General features: G+C 63.3%; 21 protein-coding genes. All 21 read left to right on the top strand.

The window, feature by feature from the left end; genetic code table 11:
* The first annotated feature begins 136 nt into the window (after nucleotides 1–136).
* The 21 genes from trmJ (at nucleotide 137) to PPL01S_RS03030 (ending at nucleotide 18,781) form a co-directional block, all read left to right on the top strand.
* Complete coding sequence (gene trmJ / locus PPL01S_RS03130; RefSeq protein WP_016393982.1) at nucleotides 137–907, top strand: tRNA (cytosine(32)/uridine(32)-2'-O)-methyltransferase TrmJ; 771 nt, start codon at nucleotides 137–139, stop codon at nucleotides 905–907.
* A gap of 3 nt (nucleotides 908–910) precedes the next feature.
* On the top strand, nucleotides 911–1,696 hold the full coding sequence (gene cysE, locus PPL01S_RS03125; RefSeq protein ID WP_016393983.1) for a serine O-acetyltransferase: 786 nt from the start codon (nucleotides 911–913) through the stop codon (nucleotides 1,694–1,696).
* 180 nt (nucleotides 1,697–1,876) lie between these two features.
* A complete protein-coding gene (iscR, locus tag PPL01S_RS03120) occupies nucleotides 1,877–2,368 on the top strand; it encodes a Fe-S cluster assembly transcriptional regulator IscR (protein ID WP_008092572.1) in 492 nt (163 codons plus the stop codon).
* A 52-nt stretch (nucleotides 2,369–2,420) separates the two neighbouring features.
* Nucleotides 2,421–3,635, top strand: a complete 1,215-nt coding sequence (locus tag PPL01S_RS03115; protein WP_016393984.1) for an IscS subfamily cysteine desulfurase — start codon at nucleotides 2,421–2,423, stop codon at nucleotides 3,633–3,635.
* Between the two features lie 46 nt (nucleotides 3,636–3,681).
* Complete coding sequence (gene iscU, locus PPL01S_RS03110) at nucleotides 3,682–4,068, top strand: Fe-S cluster assembly scaffold IscU (RefSeq protein ID WP_007929523.1); 387 nt, start codon at nucleotides 3,682–3,684, stop codon at nucleotides 4,066–4,068.
* Nucleotides 4,069–4,100: 32 nt separating this feature from the next.
* The gene (gene iscA / locus PPL01S_RS03105) at nucleotides 4,101–4,424 is read left to right on the top strand and encodes an iron-sulfur cluster assembly protein IscA (protein ID WP_008092567.1); all 324 of its coding nucleotides are present in this window, start codon (nucleotides 4,101–4,103) and stop codon (nucleotides 4,422–4,424) included.
* 8 nt (nucleotides 4,425–4,432) lie between these two features.
* The gene (gene hscB, locus PPL01S_RS03100; RefSeq protein ID WP_008092565.1) at nucleotides 4,433–4,954 is read left to right on the top strand and encodes a co-chaperone HscB; all 522 of its coding nucleotides are present in this window, start codon (nucleotides 4,433–4,435) and stop codon (nucleotides 4,952–4,954) included.
* Nucleotides 4,955–4,996: 42 nt separating this feature from the next.
* Nucleotides 4,997–6,859, top strand: coding sequence for a Fe-S protein assembly chaperone HscA (gene hscA / locus PPL01S_RS03095; protein WP_016393985.1), 1,863 nt, complete (start codon nucleotides 4,997–4,999; stop codon nucleotides 6,857–6,859).
* A gap of 3 nt (nucleotides 6,860–6,862) precedes the next feature.
* A complete protein-coding gene (gene fdx / locus PPL01S_RS03090) occupies nucleotides 6,863–7,204 on the top strand; it encodes an ISC system 2Fe-2S type ferredoxin (RefSeq protein ID WP_016393986.1) in 342 nt (113 codons plus the stop codon).
* An 11-nt stretch (nucleotides 7,205–7,215) separates the two neighbouring features.
* Entirely contained in the window at nucleotides 7,216–7,416 is a 201-nt protein-coding gene (iscX, locus tag PPL01S_RS03085; RefSeq protein WP_016393987.1) for a Fe-S cluster assembly protein IscX, read from the top strand.
* A gap of 89 nt (nucleotides 7,417–7,505) precedes the next feature.
* Nucleotides 7,506–7,931 (top strand): nucleoside-diphosphate kinase, encoded by a 426-nt coding sequence (ndk, locus tag PPL01S_RS03080; RefSeq protein ID WP_008092560.1) that lies wholly within the window; start codon nucleotides 7,506–7,508, stop codon nucleotides 7,929–7,931.
* A gap of 28 nt (nucleotides 7,932–7,959) precedes the next feature.
* Entirely contained in the window at nucleotides 7,960–9,105 is a 1,146-nt protein-coding gene (rlmN, locus tag PPL01S_RS03075; RefSeq protein ID WP_028625327.1) for a dual-specificity RNA methyltransferase RlmN, read from the top strand.
* A gap of 13 nt (nucleotides 9,106–9,118) precedes the next feature.
* Nucleotides 9,119–9,880 (top strand): type IV pilus biogenesis/stability protein PilW, encoded by a 762-nt coding sequence (gene pilW, locus PPL01S_RS03070; RefSeq protein WP_016393989.1) that lies wholly within the window; start codon nucleotides 9,119–9,121, stop codon nucleotides 9,878–9,880.
* Nucleotides 9,877–10,902 carry a RodZ domain-containing protein gene (locus PPL01S_RS03065; RefSeq protein ID WP_028625328.1) on the top strand — a complete coding sequence of 342 codons (1,026 nt, stop codon included), beginning with the start codon at nucleotides 9,877–9,879 and terminating at the stop codon, nucleotides 10,900–10,902. Before pilW ends, PPL01S_RS03065 begins: the two co-directional genes overlap by 4 nt.
* 3 nt (nucleotides 10,903–10,905) lie before the next feature.
* Nucleotides 10,906–12,015, top strand: a complete 1,110-nt coding sequence (gene ispG / locus PPL01S_RS03060) for a flavodoxin-dependent (E)-4-hydroxy-3-methylbut-2-enyl-diphosphate synthase (RefSeq protein WP_016393991.1) — start codon at nucleotides 10,906–10,908, stop codon at nucleotides 12,013–12,015.
* 24 nt (nucleotides 12,016–12,039) lie between these two features.
* Nucleotides 12,040–13,329, top strand: a complete 1,290-nt coding sequence (hisS, locus tag PPL01S_RS03055; protein WP_028625329.1) for a histidine--tRNA ligase — start codon at nucleotides 12,040–12,042, stop codon at nucleotides 13,327–13,329.
* A gap of 39 nt (nucleotides 13,330–13,368) precedes the next feature.
* A complete protein-coding gene (locus tag PPL01S_RS03050) occupies nucleotides 13,369–14,010 on the top strand; it encodes a tetratricopeptide repeat protein (RefSeq protein ID WP_016393993.1) in 642 nt (213 codons plus the stop codon).
* A gap of 1 nt (nucleotide 14,011) precedes the next feature.
* Nucleotides 14,012–15,154 carry an outer membrane protein assembly factor BamB gene (bamB, locus tag PPL01S_RS03045; protein WP_016393994.1) on the top strand — a complete coding sequence of 381 codons (1,143 nt, stop codon included), beginning with the start codon at nucleotides 14,012–14,014 and terminating at the stop codon, nucleotides 15,152–15,154.
* A 117-nt stretch (nucleotides 15,155–15,271) separates the two neighbouring features.
* Nucleotides 15,272–16,735 carry a ribosome biogenesis GTPase Der gene (gene der, locus PPL01S_RS03040; RefSeq protein ID WP_016393995.1) on the top strand — a complete coding sequence of 488 codons (1,464 nt, stop codon included), beginning with the start codon at nucleotides 15,272–15,274 and terminating at the stop codon, nucleotides 16,733–16,735.
* A gap of 118 nt (nucleotides 16,736–16,853) precedes the next feature.
* The gene (locus tag PPL01S_RS03035; RefSeq protein ID WP_016393996.1) at nucleotides 16,854–18,002 is read left to right on the top strand and encodes a pyridoxal phosphate-dependent aminotransferase; all 1,149 of its coding nucleotides are present in this window, start codon (nucleotides 16,854–16,856) and stop codon (nucleotides 18,000–18,002) included.
* A complete protein-coding gene (locus tag PPL01S_RS03030; protein WP_016393997.1) occupies nucleotides 17,990–18,781 on the top strand; it encodes an amidohydrolase in 792 nt (263 codons plus the stop codon). Before PPL01S_RS03035 ends, PPL01S_RS03030 begins: the two co-directional genes overlap by 13 nt.
* Nucleotides 18,782–18,810: the final 29 nt, after the last annotated feature.

Here is an 18,810-nt window from a genome sequence, read left to right as displayed (position 1 = left end):
AGATGTTAAAGAAGAAAGCCGGACATTCTAGCAGAAAAGTTTGGCGGCAGAAGTGTCACATTTGCTTTCATGGCGTTACGCTGGTCGGTTCTGTAAGATCGATACCCCCAAAACCTGCATCTGTGAGCACAACACCTTGCTGCAAAATATTCGTGTTGTTCTGGTCAATACCAGCCACCCCGGCAACATCGGCGGCGCTGCGCGTGCCATGAAAAACATGGGCTTGTCGCGTCTGGTGCTGGTGCAGCCAAAAGAGTTCCCGGCCGGTGACGCCACGGCGCGCGCCTCGGGTGCCGATGACGTGCTGGCCAACGCCCAGGTGGTCGACAGCCTCGAAGAGGCGCTGGTCGGTTGCAACCTGGTGATGGGCACCAGTGCCCGTGAGCGCAGCATCCCCTGGCCGCTGATCGACCCCCGTGAGTGCGGGGCCAAGGCCGTGGAGCACGCCACTGGCGGCGAAGAGATCGCCCTGGTGTTCGGGCGCGAGCACGCCGGCCTGACCAACGAAGAACTGCAGCGATGTCACTTCCACGTGCACATTCCCTCGAACCCCGACTTCAGTTCGCTGAACCTTGCCGCCGCGGTCCAGGTGCTCTCCTACGAGGTGCGCATGGCCTGGCTGGCAGCCGAAGGCGCGCCGTCGAAAGTCGAGAAGTTCGAAGCCAACTCGCTGCGCAGCAACGAGCTGGCGACCATGGACGAAATGGAGCTGTTCTACGAACACCTGGAGAAAACCCTGGTGGACATCGGCTTCCTCGACCCGGAGAAGCCCAAGCACCTGATGCCGCGCTTGCGTCGGCTGTACGGGCGCAGCTCGGTCAATCGTTCGGAAATGAGCATTTTGCGCGGCATCCTCACCGAGACCCAGAAGGTCGCACGGGGCGAGCCGCATAAACGGAAGGACTGACAGATGTTCGAGCGTCTGCGTGAAGATATCCAGAGTGTTTTCCACCGTGACCCGGCGGCGCGCAACGCCTTCGAGGTCCTGACCTGCTACCCGGGCATGCATGCGATCTGGCTGCATCGCCTGGGCAACGCGCTGTGGAAGCGTGACTTCAAGTGGCTGGCCCGGCTGGTGTCCAACTTCGGGCGCTGGATGACCGGCATCGAGATCCACCCCGGCGCCACCATCGGCCGGCGCTTCTTCATCGACCACGGCATGGGCATCGTCATCGGCGAAACCGCCGAGATCGGCGACGATGTCACCCTTTACCAAGGCGTGACCCTGGGCGGCACCAGCTGGAACAAGGGCAAGCGCCACCCGACCTTGGAAAACGGTGTGGTGGTCGGTGCCGGCGCCAAGGTGCTGGGGCCGTTCACTGTGGGTGCCGGGGCCAAGATCGGCTCGAATGCGGTGGTCACCAAGGCGGTGCCGGCCGGTGCTACCGCGGTGGGCATTCCGGGTCGGATCATCGTCAAGAGCGAAGACAGCGAGCTGGAGGCCAGGCGCAAGGCCATGGCCGAGAAGATCGGATTCGATGCCTATGGCGTCAGTGGCGACATGCCCGACCCGGTGGCGCGCGCCATCGGCCAGATGCTCGACCACCTGCAGGCCGTCGATGAGCGGCTGGAGGGCATGTGCGGCGCGTTGACCAAGATGGGTAGCGACTACTGTGCCAAGGAGTTGCCGGCGCTGCCGGAAGACGACTTCAGCGAAGGGTCTGTCGTGGCCCGGCGCGACACTCAGTCGCATTGAAAACGCCTCGCTGAACGCGTGCTGACATATGGGGCGTGTGCACACGCCCCTTTGCTGCTACAATCGCGCCCGCCTCCCAGATGCCAATTCCGACTAAAGCAGTAGGTCTAATAGTTGACTTAAATGCTCGGGAATCGCATACTCGCACACATCCTGTAACTCCCGTGGTACCCATTAGCCATGCGACTGACTACCAAAGGCCGATACGCCGTGACTGCCATGCTTGACCTGGCGTTGCACGCGCAGCATGGGCCGGTGTCTTTGGCCGACATTTCCGAGCGCCAGGGCATTTCCCTCTCTTATCTGGAACAGCTGTTCGCCAAGCTGCGCCGCAGCAGTCTGGTTTCCAGCGTGCGCGGTCCGGGTGGTGGCTATCAGCTGTCGCGCGGCATGGAGACCATCCAGGTGGCCCAGGTCATCGACGCGGTCAATGAATCGGTCGATGCCACCCGTTGCCAGGGCCTCGGGGACTGCCATGCCGGTGACACCTGCCTGACCCACCACCTGTGGTGCGACCTCAGCCAGCAGATCCATGAATTTCTCAGCGGCATCAGCCTGGCTGACCTGGTCATGCGCCGTGAGGTGCAAGAGGTCGCCCAGCGCCAGGACCTGCGTCGTGTCGCAGGCCGTACTGCCCAGCTGGACAAGATTGAGACGTCCGCCGTCGACTGACCCTTCATTAACAGTGCCGACGAGCGACGCCACCGCCTGATAGGAGATACCCATGAAGTTGCCGATCTACCTCGATTACTCCGCTACCACGCCGGTCGACCCTCGGGTCGCCCAGAAGATGGCCGACTGCCTGCTGGTCGACGGCAACTTCGGTAACCCGGCCTCGCGTTCCCACGTATTCGGCTGGAAGGCCGAGGAAGCGGTCGAGAACGGCCGTCGTCAGGTCGCCGAGCTGATCAACGCCGACCCGCGCGAAATCGTCTGGACCAGCGGTGCCACCGAGTCCGACAACCTCGCCCTGAAAGGCGTGGCGCACTTCTATCAGACCAAGGGCAAGCACATCATCACCTCCAAGATCGAGCACAAGGCGGTCCTGGATACCGCTCGCCAGCTCGAGCGTGAAGGTTTCGAAGTGACCTACCTGGAGCCAGGCGAAGACGGCATCGTCACCCCGGCCCAGGTCGAGGCGGCGCTGCGCGACGACACCATCCTGGTCTCGCTGATGCACGTGAACAACGAAGTCGGCTCGATCAACGACATCGCCGCCATCGGTGAACTGACCCGTTCGCGCGGCGTACTGTTCCATGTCGATGCCGCCCAGTCGGCAGGCAAGGTCGAGATCGACCTGCAGAAGCTGAAGGTCGACCTGATGTCGTTCTCGGCGCACAAGGTCTACGGTCCCAAAGGGATCGGCGCGCTGTACGTCAGCCGCAAGCCGCGTGTGCGTCTGGAAGCGATCATCCACGGCGGTGGCCATGAGCGCGGCATGCGTTCGGGCACTCTGCCGACCCACCAGATCGTCGGCATGGGCGAAGCCTTCGCCATCGCCAAGCAGGAAATGGCCGCTGAAAACGTGCGCATCAAGGCTCTGAGCGACCGCTTCTTCAAGCAGGTCTCGGATCTCGAGGAACTGTACGTCAACGGCAGCCAGACTGCCCGCGTGCCGCACAACCTGAACCTGAGCTTCAACTATGTCGAAGGCGAGTCGCTGCTGATGTCGCTGAAAGACATCGCCGTATCGTCCGGTTCGGCCTGCACCTCCGCTTCGCTCGAGCCGTCGTACGTACTGCGTGCGCTGGGCCGTAACGACGAGCTGGCGCACAGCTCGATTCGCTTCTCCTTCGGCCGCTTCACCAGCGAAGAAGAAGTCGACTACGCCGCGCAGAAAGTCTGCGAGGCGGTGAACAAACTGCGTGAACTGTCGCCACTGTGGGACATGTACAAAGACGGCGTCGACATCTCCAAGATCGAGTGGGCCGCCCACTAAGCAGTCGCCGGCAAGAGCGGCTCCCTGATGAGGAAGGAATTGCACCATGGCATACAGTGAAAAGGTCATCGACCACTACGAAAACCCGCGCAACGTCGGCAAGATGAATGCCGAGGACCCGGATGTCGGCACCGGTATGGTCGGCGCCCCGGCGTGCGGTGACGTGATGCGCCTGCAGATCAAGGTCAACGAGCAAGGCATCATCGAAGATGCCAAGTTCAAGACCTACGGCTGCGGTTCGGCCATCGCTTCCAGCTCCCTCGCCACCGAGTGGATGAAGGGCAAGACCCTGGACGAAGCCGAAACCATCAAGAACACCCAGCTGGCGGAAGAACTGGCATTGCCGCCAGTGAAGATCCACTGCTCGGTTCTCGCCGAGGATGCCATCAAGGCAGCCGTGCGCGATTACAAGCAGAAGAAAGGCTTGATCTAAGTCGCCTGCAGGGCAAGAGCTAAGGAGTTCCGATGGCTATCAGCATGACAGAAGCCGCCGCCAACCACGTGCGGCGTTCCCTCGAAGGGCGCGGCAAGGGCGAGGGCATCCGCCTGGGCGTGCGCACCACCGGTTGCTCGGGCCTGGCCTACGTGCTGGAGTTCGTCGACGAACTGGCGGACGAAGACACCGTGTTCGAGAACCATGGCGTCAAGGTGATCATTGATCCCAAGAGCCTGGTCTACCTTGACGGCACCGAGCTGGACTTCGTCAAGGAAGGGTTGAACGAAGGCTTCAAGTTCAACAACCCCAACGTGCGCGGTGAGTGTGGCTGCGGCGAAAGCTTCAACGTCTGAGGCTGGCTGTGGGTACTCCTTGTCATTACGCTCTGTTTGATCTCCAGCCGTGCTTTCGGCTGGACCTCGACAAGCTGGCCACTCGCTATCGCGAGTTGGCCCGCGAGGTCCATCCTGACCGTTTTGCCGACGCCTCCGAGCGCGAGCAGCGGGTAGCGCTGGAGAAGTCCGCGGCCCTCAACGACGCCTACCAGACCCTGCGCAGTGCGCCGCGCCGTGCCCGCTACCTGCTGGCCATCGGCGGCCACGAAGTGCCCCAGGAAGTCACGGTCCATGACCCCGACTTCCTGTTGCAGCAGATGCAGTGGCGCGAAGAGCTCGAAGAGCTGCAGGACGAAGCCGACCTCGACGGTGTTGCCGTGTTCAAGAAGCGCCTCAAGGGTGCCCAGGACACGCTGAACGAGGATTTCGCCGCCTGCTGGGATGTGCCTGCCGAGCGTGACCAGGCCGAACGCCTGATGCGCCGCATGCAGTTCCTCGACAAGCTCGCCCAAGAAGTGCGCCAACTGGAAGAGCGCCTCGACGATTAACCCGGCGCCGCCCGTGATGACGCCTAAGGTAATTAGATAAGCATGGCCCTACTGCAGATCGCCGAACCCGGTCAAAGCCCTCAGCCGCACCAGCGCCGCCTGGCGGTTGGCATCGACCTGGGCACCACCAATTCTCTGGTCGCTGCCGTGCGCAGCGGTCGCAGCGAGCCCCTGCCCGATGCGCAGGGCAACGTCATTCTGCCGTCGGCAGTTCGCTACCTGGCTGCCCACAACGAGGTCGGCCTGGCGGCGCGCGAGGCGGCGTCCAGCGACCCGCTGAACACCGTGCTGTCGGTCAAACGCCTGATGGGCCGCGGCCTGGCAGACGTCAAGCAACTCGGTGAACAGTTGCCGTACCGCTTCATCGGCGGCGAGTCGCACATGCCGTTCATCGACACCGTGCAGGGCCCGAAGAGCCCGGTGGAAGTGTCTGCCGACATCCTCAAGGTGCTGCGCGAACGCGCCGAACTGACCCTGGGCGGTGAGCTGGTAGGTGCGGTGATCACCGTGCCGGCCTATTTCGACGACGCCCAGCGCCAGGCGACCAAGGATGCGGCCAAGCTGGCCGGCCTGAATGTGCTGCGCCTGCTCAACGAGCCGACCGCAGCGGCCGTGGCCTATGGCCTGGACCAGAATGCCGAAGGCCTGGTGGCCATCTATGACCTGGGTGGCGGTACCTTCGACATTTCCATCCTGCGCCTGACCGCGGGCGTGTTCGAAGTGTTGGCCACCGGTGGCGATACCGCCCTGGGCGGTGACGATTTCGACCACGCCATCGCCGGCTGGATCATCGAACAGGCAGGCCTGTCCGCCGACCTCGACCCGGCCACCCAGCGCCAGCTGCTGCAAGCCGCCTGCGCCGCCAAGGAAGCCCTGACCGACACCGACGTGGTCGGCATCGCGCATGGCACCTGGCAGGGCGAGCTCAGCCGTGCTGCCTTCGAAGCCATGATCGAGCCGATGATCGCCCGCAGCCTCAAGGCCTGCCGCCGCGCCGTGCGCGACAGCGGCGTCGAGCTGGAGGAAGTCGGCGCGGTGGTCATGGTCGGTGGCTCGACCCGCGTACCGCGCGTTCGCGAGGCCGTGGGCGCGCTGTTCGGCCGCACCCCGCTGACTTCGATCGATCCTGACCAGGTGGTGGCCATCGGTGCCGCCATCCAGGCCGATACCCTCGCCGGCAATCGCCGTGAAGGGGGCGAACTGCTGCTGCTCGACGTCATCCCGCTGTCCCTGGGCCTTGAGACCATGGGCGGGCTGATGGAGAAGGTGATCCCGCGCAACACCACCATTCCGGTGGCCCGCGCCCAGGAATTCACCACCTACAAGGATGGCCAGTCGGCCATGATGATCCACGTCCTGCAGGGCGAGCGCGAGCTGATCAGCGACTGCCGCTCCCTGGCGCGCTTCGAGCTGCGCGGCATTCCGGCCATGGTCGCCGGTGCGGCGAAGATCCGCGTGACCTTCCAGGTCGATGCCGACGGCCTGCTCAGCGTTGCTGCCCGCGAGCTGGGTTCTGGCGTGGAAGCCAGCATCCAGGTCAAGCCGTCCTATGGCCTGACCGATGGCGAGATCGCCCGCATGCTCAAGGACTCCTTCGAGCACGCCGGCTCCGACAAGCAGGCCCGCCAGCTGCGCGAGCACCGGGTCGATGGCGAGCGTCTGCTCGAAGCGGTCCAGGGCGCCCTGGACGCCGATGGCGAGCGCCTGCTCAGCAGCGAGGAGCGCGAAGCCATCGAATTCCAGATGCAACAATTACGTGATTTGCTGACCGGCACCGATGGCCCAGCCATCGAGCAACAGACCAAGCGTCTGTCGCAGGTGACCGATGCATTTGCCGCCCGTCGCCTTGATTCGACGGTCAAAGCCGCACTGGCCGGGCGCAACCTGAATGAGATCGAGGAGTAACCGATGCCGCTGGTGACATTCCTGCCGCACGAGAAGTTCTGCCCCGAGGGGCTGACCGTGGACGTCGAGCCCGGGACCAACATCCTGGAGCTGGCCCACGATCATCACATCGAGATGGAAAGCGCCTGCGGTGGCGTCAAGGCCTGCACCACTTGCCATTGCATCATCCGCAAGGGCTTCGATTCGCTCGAAGAGGCCGATGAGCTGGAAGAAGACATGCTGGACAAGGCCTGGGGCCTGGAGGCGCAATCTCGCCTCGGCTGCCAGGTGGTCGTCGCCGATCAAGACCTGACCATCGAGATTCCCAAGTATTCGCTCAACCACGCTGCCGAAGCGCCGCACTGAGGTCTGCCCCGATGAGCCTGAAATGGATTGATGTACTTGAGATCGCCATCCAGCTTGCGGAAAGCAAGCCGGAAGTCGATCCTAAATATGTGAATTTCGTCGATCTGCACCGCTGGGTGCTGGCCTTGCCAGAATTCAGCGACGATCCGTCACGTGGCGGTGAGAAAGTGCTCGAGGCCATCCAGGCGGCCTGGATTGAAGAAGCCGACTAAGCGTGACGCTGCAGGTTAGGCAATCCCCTGGAACCCGCGTATAATTCGCGGGTTTAATTTTTCGTAACACTCATATTCTGGAGTTTTCCATGGCTGTTCAACGTACTTTCTCGATCATCAAGCCTGACGCCGTTGCCAAGAACGTGATCGGCAAGATCACCACCCGCTTCGAAGAAGCCGGCCTGAAAATCGTTGCCTCGAAAATCAAGCAACTGTCCAAGGCCGAAGCCGAAGGCTTCTACGCCGAGCACAGCGCTCGTGGCTTCTTCGGTGACCTGGTTGCCTTCATGACTTCCGGCCCGGTCGTCGTTCAGGTTCTGGAAGGCGAAAACGCCATCGCTCTGAACCGTGAGCTGATGGGCGCTACCAACCCTAAAGAAGCTGCTGCCGGCACCATCCGCGCTGACTTCGCCGAGTCGATCGACGCCAACGCCGTTCACGGTTCGGACTCCGAAGCTGCTGCTGCTCGCGAAATCGCTTACTTCTTCGCTGCTACCGAGGTAACCACTCGCTAAGCGAAAGCTTAAGGGTGAAGGTGAATCCATGACGACATCTACCGGCAAAATCAACCTGTTGGGGCTGACCCTGCAGGAAATGGAACAGTTCTTCGACTCGATCGGGGAGAAGCGCTTTCGCGCTGGCCAGGTGATGAAGTGGATTCACCATTTTGGCGTCGACGATTTCGCCGCCATGACCAATGTCGGCAAGGTCCTGCGCGAAAAGCTCGAGGCCGTTGCCGAGATTCGCGGTCCGGAAGTGGTCAGTGAAGACATTTCCGCTGACGGTACCCGCAAGTGGGTGGTCCGCGTTGCCTCCGGCAGCTGCGTAGAGACCGTCTACATCCCCACCGACGATCGCGGCACGCTCTGTGTCTCGTCGCAAGCCGGCTGCGCCCTGGACTGCAGTTTCTGCTCCACCGGCAAGCAAGGCTTCAACAGCAACCTCACCGCCGCCGAAGTGATCGGCCAGGTGTGGCTTGCGAACAAATCCTTCGGGACCGTTCCGGCCAAGATCGACCGCGCGATTACCAACGTGGTGATGATGGGCATGGGCGAGCCCCTGCTGAATTTCGACAATGTCATCGCCGCCATGAAGATCATGATGGAAGATCTGGGCTATGGCATTTCCAAGCGTCGCGTCACCCTGTCCACCTCGGGCGTGGTGCCGATGATCGACGAACTGGCCAAGCACATCGACGTGTCGCTGGCCCTGTCGCTGCACGCACCGAACGACGAACTGCGCAACCAGCTGGTGCCGATCAACAAGAAGTACCCGCTCAAGATGCTGCTGGAGTCGTGCATGGGCTACATGTCGACCCTGGGCGGCAAGCGCGTGCTGACCATCGAGTACACCCTGCTCAAGGATGTCAACGATCAGCCCGAGCATGCGGCGCAAATGATCGAGCTGCTGCGCGACGTGCCGTGCAAGATCAACCTGATCCCGTTCAACCCGTTCCCCCATTCGGGTTACGAGCGACCCAGCAACAATGCTATCCGTCGCTTCCAGGACCTGCTGCACCACGGCGGTTTCAACGTGACCACCCGTACCACCCGCGGCGAAGACATCGACGCCGCCTGCGGTCAGCTGGTCGGCCAGGTCAACGACCGTACCCGCCGCAGCGAACGCTACATTGCAGTGCGGCAGCTTTCCGCCGACGCTGAGCTTTCAGACAGCGCCGTGCACCACTGAGGCCGGTCTTGCCATGAGCCTGCGCGCCGCGCTGTCGATCCTTGCGCTTTCGCTGCTGGCCGGCTGCGTGTCGGGCGGCGCGAGCGACCCTTTGGCCAATCGCCAGGGCAGGGTGGAGGCGGGACGGGCTTATGTGCAGCTTGGGCTTGGCTATTTGCAACAAGGTTTGACCGAGCAAGCCAAGGCCCCACTGGGCAAGGCCTTGGCCCTTGATGCCAGTGACGCCGATGCCCACGCGGCCCTGGCGCTGGTATTCCAGGCCGAAGGGGAGCCGCTGCTGGCTGAGGCCCACTTCAAGAAAGCACTGGCGGCTGCCCCAGGCGATACGCGAATTCGCAACAACTACGGCAGTTTCCTATATGCTCAGCAACGTTTTGCCGAAGCCGAGCAGATGTTTCGCCTGGCCAGTGACGATAGCCTGTATCCTGAGCGCTCCAGGGTGTACGAGAACCTTGGCCTGACAGCGCTGAAGCTGGAAGACCGCGACCAGGCCCATGCGTATCTGTCCAAGGCACTGCAACTGAACCAGCGGCAGCCCAGGGCGTTGCTGGAAATGGCTGAGTTGTCCTACGAAAACAGGCATTATGTGCCGGCCCGGGACTACTACGATCGTTTCAGCCAGCTGAGCGACCACAGTGCCCGCAGCCTCCTGCTGGGCAGCCGTCTTGCCCGGGTGTTCGACGAGCAGGGCACACTGGCCGAGCTGGGCCAGCAATTACAACGACTTTATCCCGGTACGCCGGAATATCAGCAATACCTGTCGGAGCAACGATGAAAGCCGCGCATCCCGAAGTAGCAGCAGCGACTGGCCAGAACCCCGGTGAGCTGTTGCGCCAGGCCCGCGAAAAACGGGAGTGGTCGCAAGCCGAGGTGGCCCGCAAGCTCAACCTCACCGTAAGTTCACTGAACCACGTGGAAACCGGCGCCTTCGACAAGCTGCCAGGTCATACCTTCGCCCGTGGCTACATCCGCGCCTACGCCAAACTCATGGACCTGGACCAGGCATCCCTGGTCGAGGCCTTCGATCAGTACACCGGTACCCATGCCAAGGGCAGCGAAGTGCATTCGCTGGGCCGCATCGAAGAACCGGTGCGCCTGTCGCACAACATCCTGCGCGGTGTCAGCCTGTTGCTGCTGGTTGCCGTCATTGGCGGCAGCTTCATCTGGTGGCAAGACCAGGGCAGCCTGCGTGGCAAGGACCTGGCCAAGATCGCCCTGGAGCACGTCGAGGTCGAAAGCGCCGACGGCACTACCCAGATCCACCCGCTGGATGAGCCTGAAGACCAGGCCGTGACCGCCAGCCAGCAGGCCGAGAGCGCACCGCTGCCGCTGGAACAGGCCCCGGCCGAGCCGGCTGCAGAGCCCGCTGCCGAAGCCCCGGCTGCGGCTACCGCGCCCGCCCCGGCTCAGCAGGCGCCTGTAGCACCCGTGGCTGCACCCGCTGCACAGGCACCAGTACCTGCACCTGCTACGCCAGTAGCACCGGCCGCCCCTGTGGCCGCCGTGGCCAACGTGCCGGCGGTTGCCGCCACCGAGCCTGCCACCGTACCGGCTGGCAGCGCCAAGGTCGCGATCCAGTTCACTGCCGATTGCTGGACCCAGGTCAGCGACGGCAACGGCAAGGTGCTGTTCAGCGCCATCAAGCGCAAGGGTGACAACCTCGAGCTGACCGGCAAGCCGCCGTTCGCGGTGCGCCTGGGCTTTGCCCGCGGCGCCCAGGTCAGCTACAACGGCCAGGCCGTCGATGTTGCTCCGTTCACCAGTGGCGAGACCGCTCGCCTGAAGTTGGGACAGTAAGTCATGCACGGCGAATCTCCGATCAAACGTCGCGAATCCCGCAAAATCTGGGTCGGCAATGTGCCGGTGGGTGGTGATGCCCCCATCGCTGTGCAGAGCATGACCAACACCGACACCAATGATGTTGCCGCCACCGTGGCGCAGATCCAGCGCCTGGTCGATGCCGGCGTGGACATCGTCCGCGTCTCGGTCCCGGACATGGACGCCGCCGAGGCGTTCGGCAAGATCAAGCAGCTTGTCAGCGTGCCGCTGGTCGCCGACATCCACTTCGACTACAAGATCGCACTGCGCGTGGCCGAACTGGGCGTCGATTGCCTGCGTATCAACCCGGGCAACATCGGCCGTGAAGACCGTGTGCGCGCCGTGGTCGATGCCGCCCGCGACCGTGGCATTCCGATCCGCATCGGCGTCAACGCCGGCTCCCTGGAAAAGGACCTGCAGAAGAAGTACGGCGAGCCGACCCCGGCCGCGCTGGTCGAGTCTGCCCTGCGCCACGTCGAGCATCTCGACCGTCTGGACTTCCAGGACTTCAAGGTCAGCGTCAAGGCTTCCGACGTGTTCATGGCCGTCGAGGCCTACCGTCTGCTCGCCAAGCAGATCGTCCAGCCCCTGCACCTGGGTATCACCGAAGCCGGTGGCCTGCGTTCGGGCACGGTGAAATCCGCCGTCGGCCTCGGTATGCTGCTGGCCGAAGGCATCGGCGATACCATCCGTATCTCGCTGGCGGCCGACCCGGTCGAGGAAGTGAAGGTCGGCTACGACATCCTCAAGTCGCTGCACCTGCGCTCGCGTGGCATCAACTTCATCGCCTGCCCGAGCTGCTCGCGGCAGAACTTCGATGTGGTCAAGACCATGAACGAGCTGGAAGGGCGCCTTGAAGACCTGCTGGTACCGCTGGACGTGGCGGTGATCGGCTGTGTGGTCAACGGCCCCGGCGAAGCCAAGGAAGCCCACGTGGGGCTGACCGGCGGCACGCCGAACCTGATCTACATCGACGGCAAGCCGGCGCAGAAGCTGACCAATGACAACCTGGTCGATGAGCTGGAAAAACTCATCCGCCAGAAAGCGGCCGAAAAGGTCGAGGCTGACGCGGCGCTGATCGCCCGCAGCTGACACACAGATTCGTAAGGACTTTTCGTGAGCAAATCGCTGCAAGCCATTCGTGGCATGAACGACATCCTGCCGGAGCAGTCGCCGCTGTGGCGCTACTTCGAAGGCACCGTGGCCGGTCTGCTGGACACCTACGGGTACAGCCAGATCCGCACGCCGATCGTCGAGTTCACCGAGCTGTTCAAGCGCTCCATCGGTGAAGTGACCGACATCGTCGAAAAAGAGATGTACACCTTCGAGGACCGCAACGGCGATTCGCTGACCCTGCGTCCCGAAGGCACCGCCGCCTGCGTGCGTGCCGTGCTCGAGCACGGCATCACCGGCAACGGCCAGGTGCAGAAGCTCTGGTACATCGGCCAGATGTTCCGCCACGAACGCCCGCAGAAAGGCCGCTATCGCCAGTTCCACCAGATCGGCGTGGAAGTGTTCAACCTGGACGGTCCGGACATCGACGCCGAGCTGATCATGCTCACCTGGCGCCTGTGGGGCCTGCTGGGCATCCAGGACGCGGTCAAGCTCGAACTGAACAGCCTGGGCACCAGCGAAGCCCGTGCCCGCTACCGTGACGCGCTGGTCGAGTTCCTCTCGGCGCGCCTGGAGCAGCTCGACGAAGACAGTCAGCGTCGCTTGAAGAGCAACCCGCTGCGCATTCTCGACAGCAAGGACCAGGGCACCCAGGCGGTGCTGGTCGGCGCGCCGAAGCTGGAAGACTACCTGGACGAGAAATCCCGCGTTCACTTCGAGGGCCTCAAGGCCCGCCTCGACGCCGCCGGTATTCCGTTCGTGATCAACACCAAGCTGGTGCGTGGCCTGGACTACTACAGCAAGACCGTGTTCGAGTGGGTCACCGACAAGCTCGGCGCCCAGGGCACCGTCTGCGCCGGTGGCCGCTACGACGGCCTGGTCGAGCAGATGGGTGGCAAGCCGACCACCGGCGTTGGTTTCGCCATGGGTATCGAACGCCTGATCCTGTTGCTGGAAACCCTCGGCAAGGTACCGGAATCGATCAACCGCCAGATCGACATCTATCTGTGCGCCTTCGGCGAGCAGGCAGAGCTGGCTGGCCTGCGCCTGTCCGAAGGCCTGCGCGATCGCCTGCCGGGCCTGCGCCTGGCGGTCAACGCCGGTGGTGGCAGTTTCAAGAGCCAGTTCAAGAAAGCGGACAAGAGCGGCGCGCTGTTCGCCCTGATTCTTGGCGACGACGAGCTGGCCAAGCAAGAGATCGGCCTGAAGCCCCTGCGTGGTCAGGGCGAACAACAGAACATTGCCTGGGATGCTCTGGCTGAGCACCTGGAAACCGCGATCGCACAAGCGTAACGCGGTTCAACAAGCGAATAGGCGAAAAGGAGTATTGGGGTGTCGAGTACTGATGATGATGACCTGGCAGGGGTCAAGGACTGGTGGAACCGCAACGGCAAGCCACTGCTGACCGGCGCACTGCTGGCCGGTGTGGTGGTGCTGGGCTGGAACACCTGGCACAAGTACCAGAACAACCAGTCGCAAGGTGCCTCGCAGCTGTACCAGGCCTTGCTCGAGACCAGCCTGACGCCGAGCGGCCAGCCTGATGCGACCAAGGTCGCGGAGCTGTCCGGCAAGCTCAAGAGCGAGTTCGGCGGTACGGCCTATGCCCAGTACGGCAGCCTGTTCGTGGCCAAGGTCGCCGTCGAGAGCGGCAAACTCGATGATGCTGCCAGCGAGCTCAAGGGCGTGCTGGACAAGCCGGCTGACGTGACCCTCGGCGAAATCGCACGCCAGCGCCTGGCGCGTGTCATGGCTGCCCAGAACAAGGCCGAAGACGCCTTGAAACTGCTCGATGGCGACGCTGAAAAGGCATTCCTGGCCAGTCGTGAAGAATTGAAGGGCGACCTGCTGGTGCAGCTGGGTCGTGCCGACGATGCCCACAGCGCATACGAGAAAGCCAAGGCCGCGCTGTCCGATGACGCCGCTGTCGGTGGACTGCAACTGAAGCTGGATGACCTGGCCAAAGGGGACGCGTGACGTGATCGGTTGGAAACAAGCAGCAGTGCTGAGCCTGGCCGTGCTGGCCGCAGGTTGCAGCAGCAACAGCAAGAAGGAACTGCCTCCGGCCGAGCTGACCAAGTTCACCGAGGAAGTGGTGCTGAAGAAGCAGTGGAGCCGCTCGATCGGTGACGGCCAGGGCGAAACCTACAACACCCTGGTACCGGCCATCGAAAACGACCGGATCTACGCCTCCGACGTCAACGGCGAAGTCTTCGCTCTGGACCGCATCACCGGCGACGTGGCGTGGAAGAAGGACCTGGAGCTGCCGGTTTCCGGCGCGGTCGGTGTCGGTTACGGCCTGGTCATGCTCGGCACCCTCAAGGGCGAAGTGATTGCCCTGGACTCCAGCACCGGTGAGGAACGCTGGCGTTCCCGGGTGACCAGCGAAGTGCTGGCTCCACCTGCCAACAATGGTGATGTGGTGGTCGTGCAGACCCAGGACGACCGTCTGATCGGCCTCGACGCCGCCACGGGCGACCGTCGCTGGATCTACGAGAACACCCCGGCCGTACTGACCCTGCGTGGCACCGGTGCGCCGATCGCGACCAACCGGCTGGCCGTCGCCGGCCTGTCCACTGGCAAGGTGGTGGCGGTGGACATCAACAACGGCGTGCCCGTTTGGGAAAGCCGTGTGGCCATCCCGCAGGGTCGCTCCGAGCTGGACCGCGTGGTCGATATCGACGGCGGCCTGCTGCTGTCCGGTGGTACCCTGTACGTCAGCACCTACCAGGGCCGCGTCGCGGGCCTGGACCTGGAAAGCGGCCGCGTGGTCTGGCAGCGTGATGCTTCCAGCTACGTGGGTGTCGCCCAGGGCTACGGCAACGTCTACGTCAGCGAAGCCTCGGGTACTGTCGAGAGCGTCGACGAGCGCTCTTCCAGCGCCCTGTGGACCAACGACTCGATGGCCCGCCGCCAGTTGTCGGCACCGGAAGTGTTTTCCAGCTACGTGGCTGTCGGTGACTTCGAGGGTTACCTGCACCTGCTGAGCCAGGTCGATGGCCGTTTTGTCGGCCGTGAGCGTATCGACAGTGATGGCGTGCGCGCCCGGCCCCTGGTGGTCGGCGACACCATCTACGTCTTTGGCAACAGCGGCAAGCTCGAGGCACTGACCATCCGCTGAAGCTATGCTCAAGACCGCTACAGGTCTTGAGTTGCGGCGTAGGACACGCCGCCCGAACTCCGGCCGCTGCCTTGCAGCGGCCTTTGCATTTTCAAGAATTCAAGAGTGGAGAGCCGCATGGTTCCCGTAATCGCCCTGGTGGGCCGGCCGAACGTCGGCAAATCCACCATGTTCAACCGCCTGACCAAGACCCGCGATGCCATCGTCGGTGACCTGTCTGGCCTGACCCGTGACCGCCAGTATGGTGATGCCAGCTGGCAGGGTCGTTCCTACATCCTGATCGACACCGGTGGTATCACCGGCGACGAAGTGGGCATGGACGAGAAGATGGCCGAGCAGTCGCTGATGGCCATCGAAGAAGCCGATCATGTGCTGTTCCTGGTCGATGCCCGTGCCGGCATGACTGCCGCCGACCAGATGATTGCCGAGCACCTGCGCAAGCGCAACAAATCGGCCATCCTGGTCGCCAACAAGATCGACAACATCGACGCCGACGTCGCCCGCGCCGAGTTCTCGCCGCTGGGCATGGGCAACGCCATTCCGGTGGCCGGCTCCCAGGGCCGTGGCATCAACCAGCTGATGGAGTTCGTGCTGGGTCATATTCCTCGTGACGCCGAGGAAGAAGCCCTGGATCAGGAGGTTGCCGAAGGCGAGGAAGCCGTCCGTATTCCAGGCCCGAGCGAAAAGGATGGCATCAAGATCGCCATCATCGGCCGTCCGAACGTCGGCAAGTCGACCCTGGTCAACCGCATGCTCGGCGAAGAGCGCGTGGTGGTCTACGACCAGCCGGGGACTACCCGTGACAGTATCTACATCCCGTTCGAGCGCGATGACGAGAAGTACACCTTCATCGACACCGCCGGCGTGCGCAAGCGCGGCAAGATCCACGAGGAAGTCGAAAAGTTCTCGGTGGTGAAGACGCTGCAGGCGATCAAGGACGCCAACGTGGTGATCTTCGTCATGGACGCCCGCGAAGGTGTGGTCGACCACGACCTCAACCTGCTGGGCTTCGCCCTCGAGGCCGGCCGCGCCATCGTCATCGCCCTGAACAAGTGGGACGGCATGGAGCCGGGCGAGCGCGACTACGTGAAGACCGAGCTGGAGCGCCGGCTGTTCTTCGTCGACTTCGCCGACATCCATTTCATCTCGGCGCTGCACGGCACGGGCGTTGGCCACCTGTACAAGTCGGTGCAGGCCGCGTTCAAGTCGGCGGTGACCCGCTGGCCGACCAGCCGCCTGACGCAGATCCTCGAAGATGCCGTGAGCGAGCACCAGCCACCGCTGGTCAACGGCCGTCGCATCAAGTTGCGTTATGCCCACCTCGGTGGTGCCAACCCGCCGCTGATCGTGATCCACGGCAACCAGACCGAGAAGATTCCGAAGTCGTACTCGCGTTACCTGGAAAACACCTACCGGCGCGTGCTCAAGCTGGTCGGTACGCCGATCCGCATCGAGTACAAGGGCGGTGAGAACCCGTACGAGGGCAAGAAGAACACCCTCACCGACCGCCAGGTCAACAAGAAGCGCCGCCTGATGTCGCACCACAAGAAGGCCGAGAAAAAGCGCCGCGACAAGCGTTAGCAAGCAGCAAGCTTCAAGCTGCAAGCCGCAAGAAAGAACGGACATGATGCATACCGCTTTTTCTTGTGGCTTGGAGCTTGTAGCTTATAGCTCTCAGTCCCCCAGGAAAGAGGGCTTCATGATCCGCAGCAAACTGCCGAATGTCGGCACGACCATCTTCACCACCATGTCCCAGCTCGCCGCGCAGACCGGCGCGCTCAACCTCTCCCAGGGTTTCCCCGACTTCAATGGCCCGCAGGCACTGCTCGATGCAGTCGGCCGCCATGTCGCCGCCGGGCATAATCAGTACGCACCGATGACCGGCCTGCCAGCCCTGCGCCAGCAGGTGGCCGCCAAGGTCGAGCGCCTGTACGGCGCCAAGGTCGATGCCGATCAGGAAGTGACCATCACCCCCGGCGCCACCGAGGCGATCTTCTGTGCCATCCAGGCGGTGATCCAGGCCGGTGACGAGGTCATCGTCTTCGACCCCAGCTACGACAGCTATGAGCCTTCCGTGACGCTGGCCGGTGGCCGTTGCGTGCATGTGCAACTCGGCGCCGCTGACTTTCGCATCGACTGGCAGAAATTCAGCGATGCACTGACCCCGCGCACGCGTATGGTCATTCTCAACTCGCCGCACAATCCCAGCGGCGCACTGATCAGCCGGGAAGACCTCGATCAACTGGCCCGCCTGATCGCCGACCGCGACATCTACCTGGTCAGCGACGAGGTCTACGAACACCTGGTCTATGACGGCGTGCGCCATGCCAGCGTGCTGGCCCACGAACAGCTTTACCAGCGCGCGTTCGTGATCAGCTCGTTCGGCAAGACGTATCACGTCACGGGCTGGAAGACCGGCTACGTGATCGCGCCGCCGGCCCTGAGCGCAGAGCTTCGCAAGGTGCACCAGTACGTCAATTTCTGCGGCGTGACACCGCTTCAGTGTGCCCTGGCCGACTACATGGCCGGGCACCCCGAGCATATCGATGAACTGCCGGCCTTCTACCAGGCCAAGCGCGACCTGTTCTGCGACCTGCTCGAAGGTTCGCGCTTGGGTTTCACCCGCACACCGGGTACTTATTTCCAACTGGTGGACTATTCGCAGATCCGCCCGGACCTGAACGACGTCGACATGGCCCTGTGGCTGACCCGTGAGCACGGTGTGGCGACCATTCCGGTTTCGGTGTTCTACCAGCAACCCATCCCCGAGCAACGCCTGGTCCGCCTGTGCTTTGCCAAACGTGAGGAGACGCTGCGTCAGGCAGCGGAAAAACTATGCGCGATCTGAGTACACTGCCCAACCTGAGAGTCGCCCTGGTCCAGACCACCCTGGCCTGGCACGACCGCGAGGCCAACTACGCGCACTTCGAGGTGTTGCTGGACCAGGCCGGTGACGTCGACCTGGTGATCCTGCCGGAGATGTTCACCACCGGTTTCTCCATGGAGTCCGAACGCCTGGCCGAGCCCGAGAACGGCCCGACCTACAAGTGGCTCAAGGCCCAGGCCAAGCGGATCGGCGCGGTGATCACCGGCAGCGTGATCGTCCAGGCCGCCGACGGCAGCCATCGCAATCGCCTGCTGTGGGCGCGGCCAGACGGCGAGATCCTGCATTACGACAAGCGCCACCTGTTCCGCATGGCCGGCGAGCACAAGTACTACACCCCCGGCGAGCGCCAGGTGCAGTTCGAGGTCAATGGCTGGCGGGTGCGTCCGCTGATCTGCTACGACCTGCGTTTCCCGGTGTGGAGCCGCGATGCCCAGGACACCGACCTGCTGCTGTACACCGCCAACTGGCCGGCGGCGCGCCGTCAGCACTGGAACCGCCTGCTGCCGGCTCGTGGCATCGAGAACCTGTGCTATGTGGCGGCGGTGAACCGGGTGGGCACCGATGGCAAGGGCTTCGCCTATTCGGGCGACAGCCAAGTGCTGGACTTCCAGGGCGAGAGCCTGCTCAGCGCAGGCGAGGCGGACGGGGTGTTCACGGCGGTGTTGAGTGCGGCGGACCTGGCGGCCTATCGAACCCGGTTCCCGGCCAACCTGGACGCTGATACCTTTGAGTTGCACTGAGAACATACCGGCCCTATCGCCGGCAAGCC

This window comes from Pseudomonas plecoglossicida NBRC 103162 = DSM 15088 (assembly GCF_000730665.1).
Lineage (GTDB): Bacteria > Pseudomonadota > Gammaproteobacteria > Pseudomonadales > Pseudomonadaceae > Aquipseudomonas > Aquipseudomonas plecoglossicida.
This window is presented reverse-complemented; position numbering and strand designations above follow the sequence as displayed.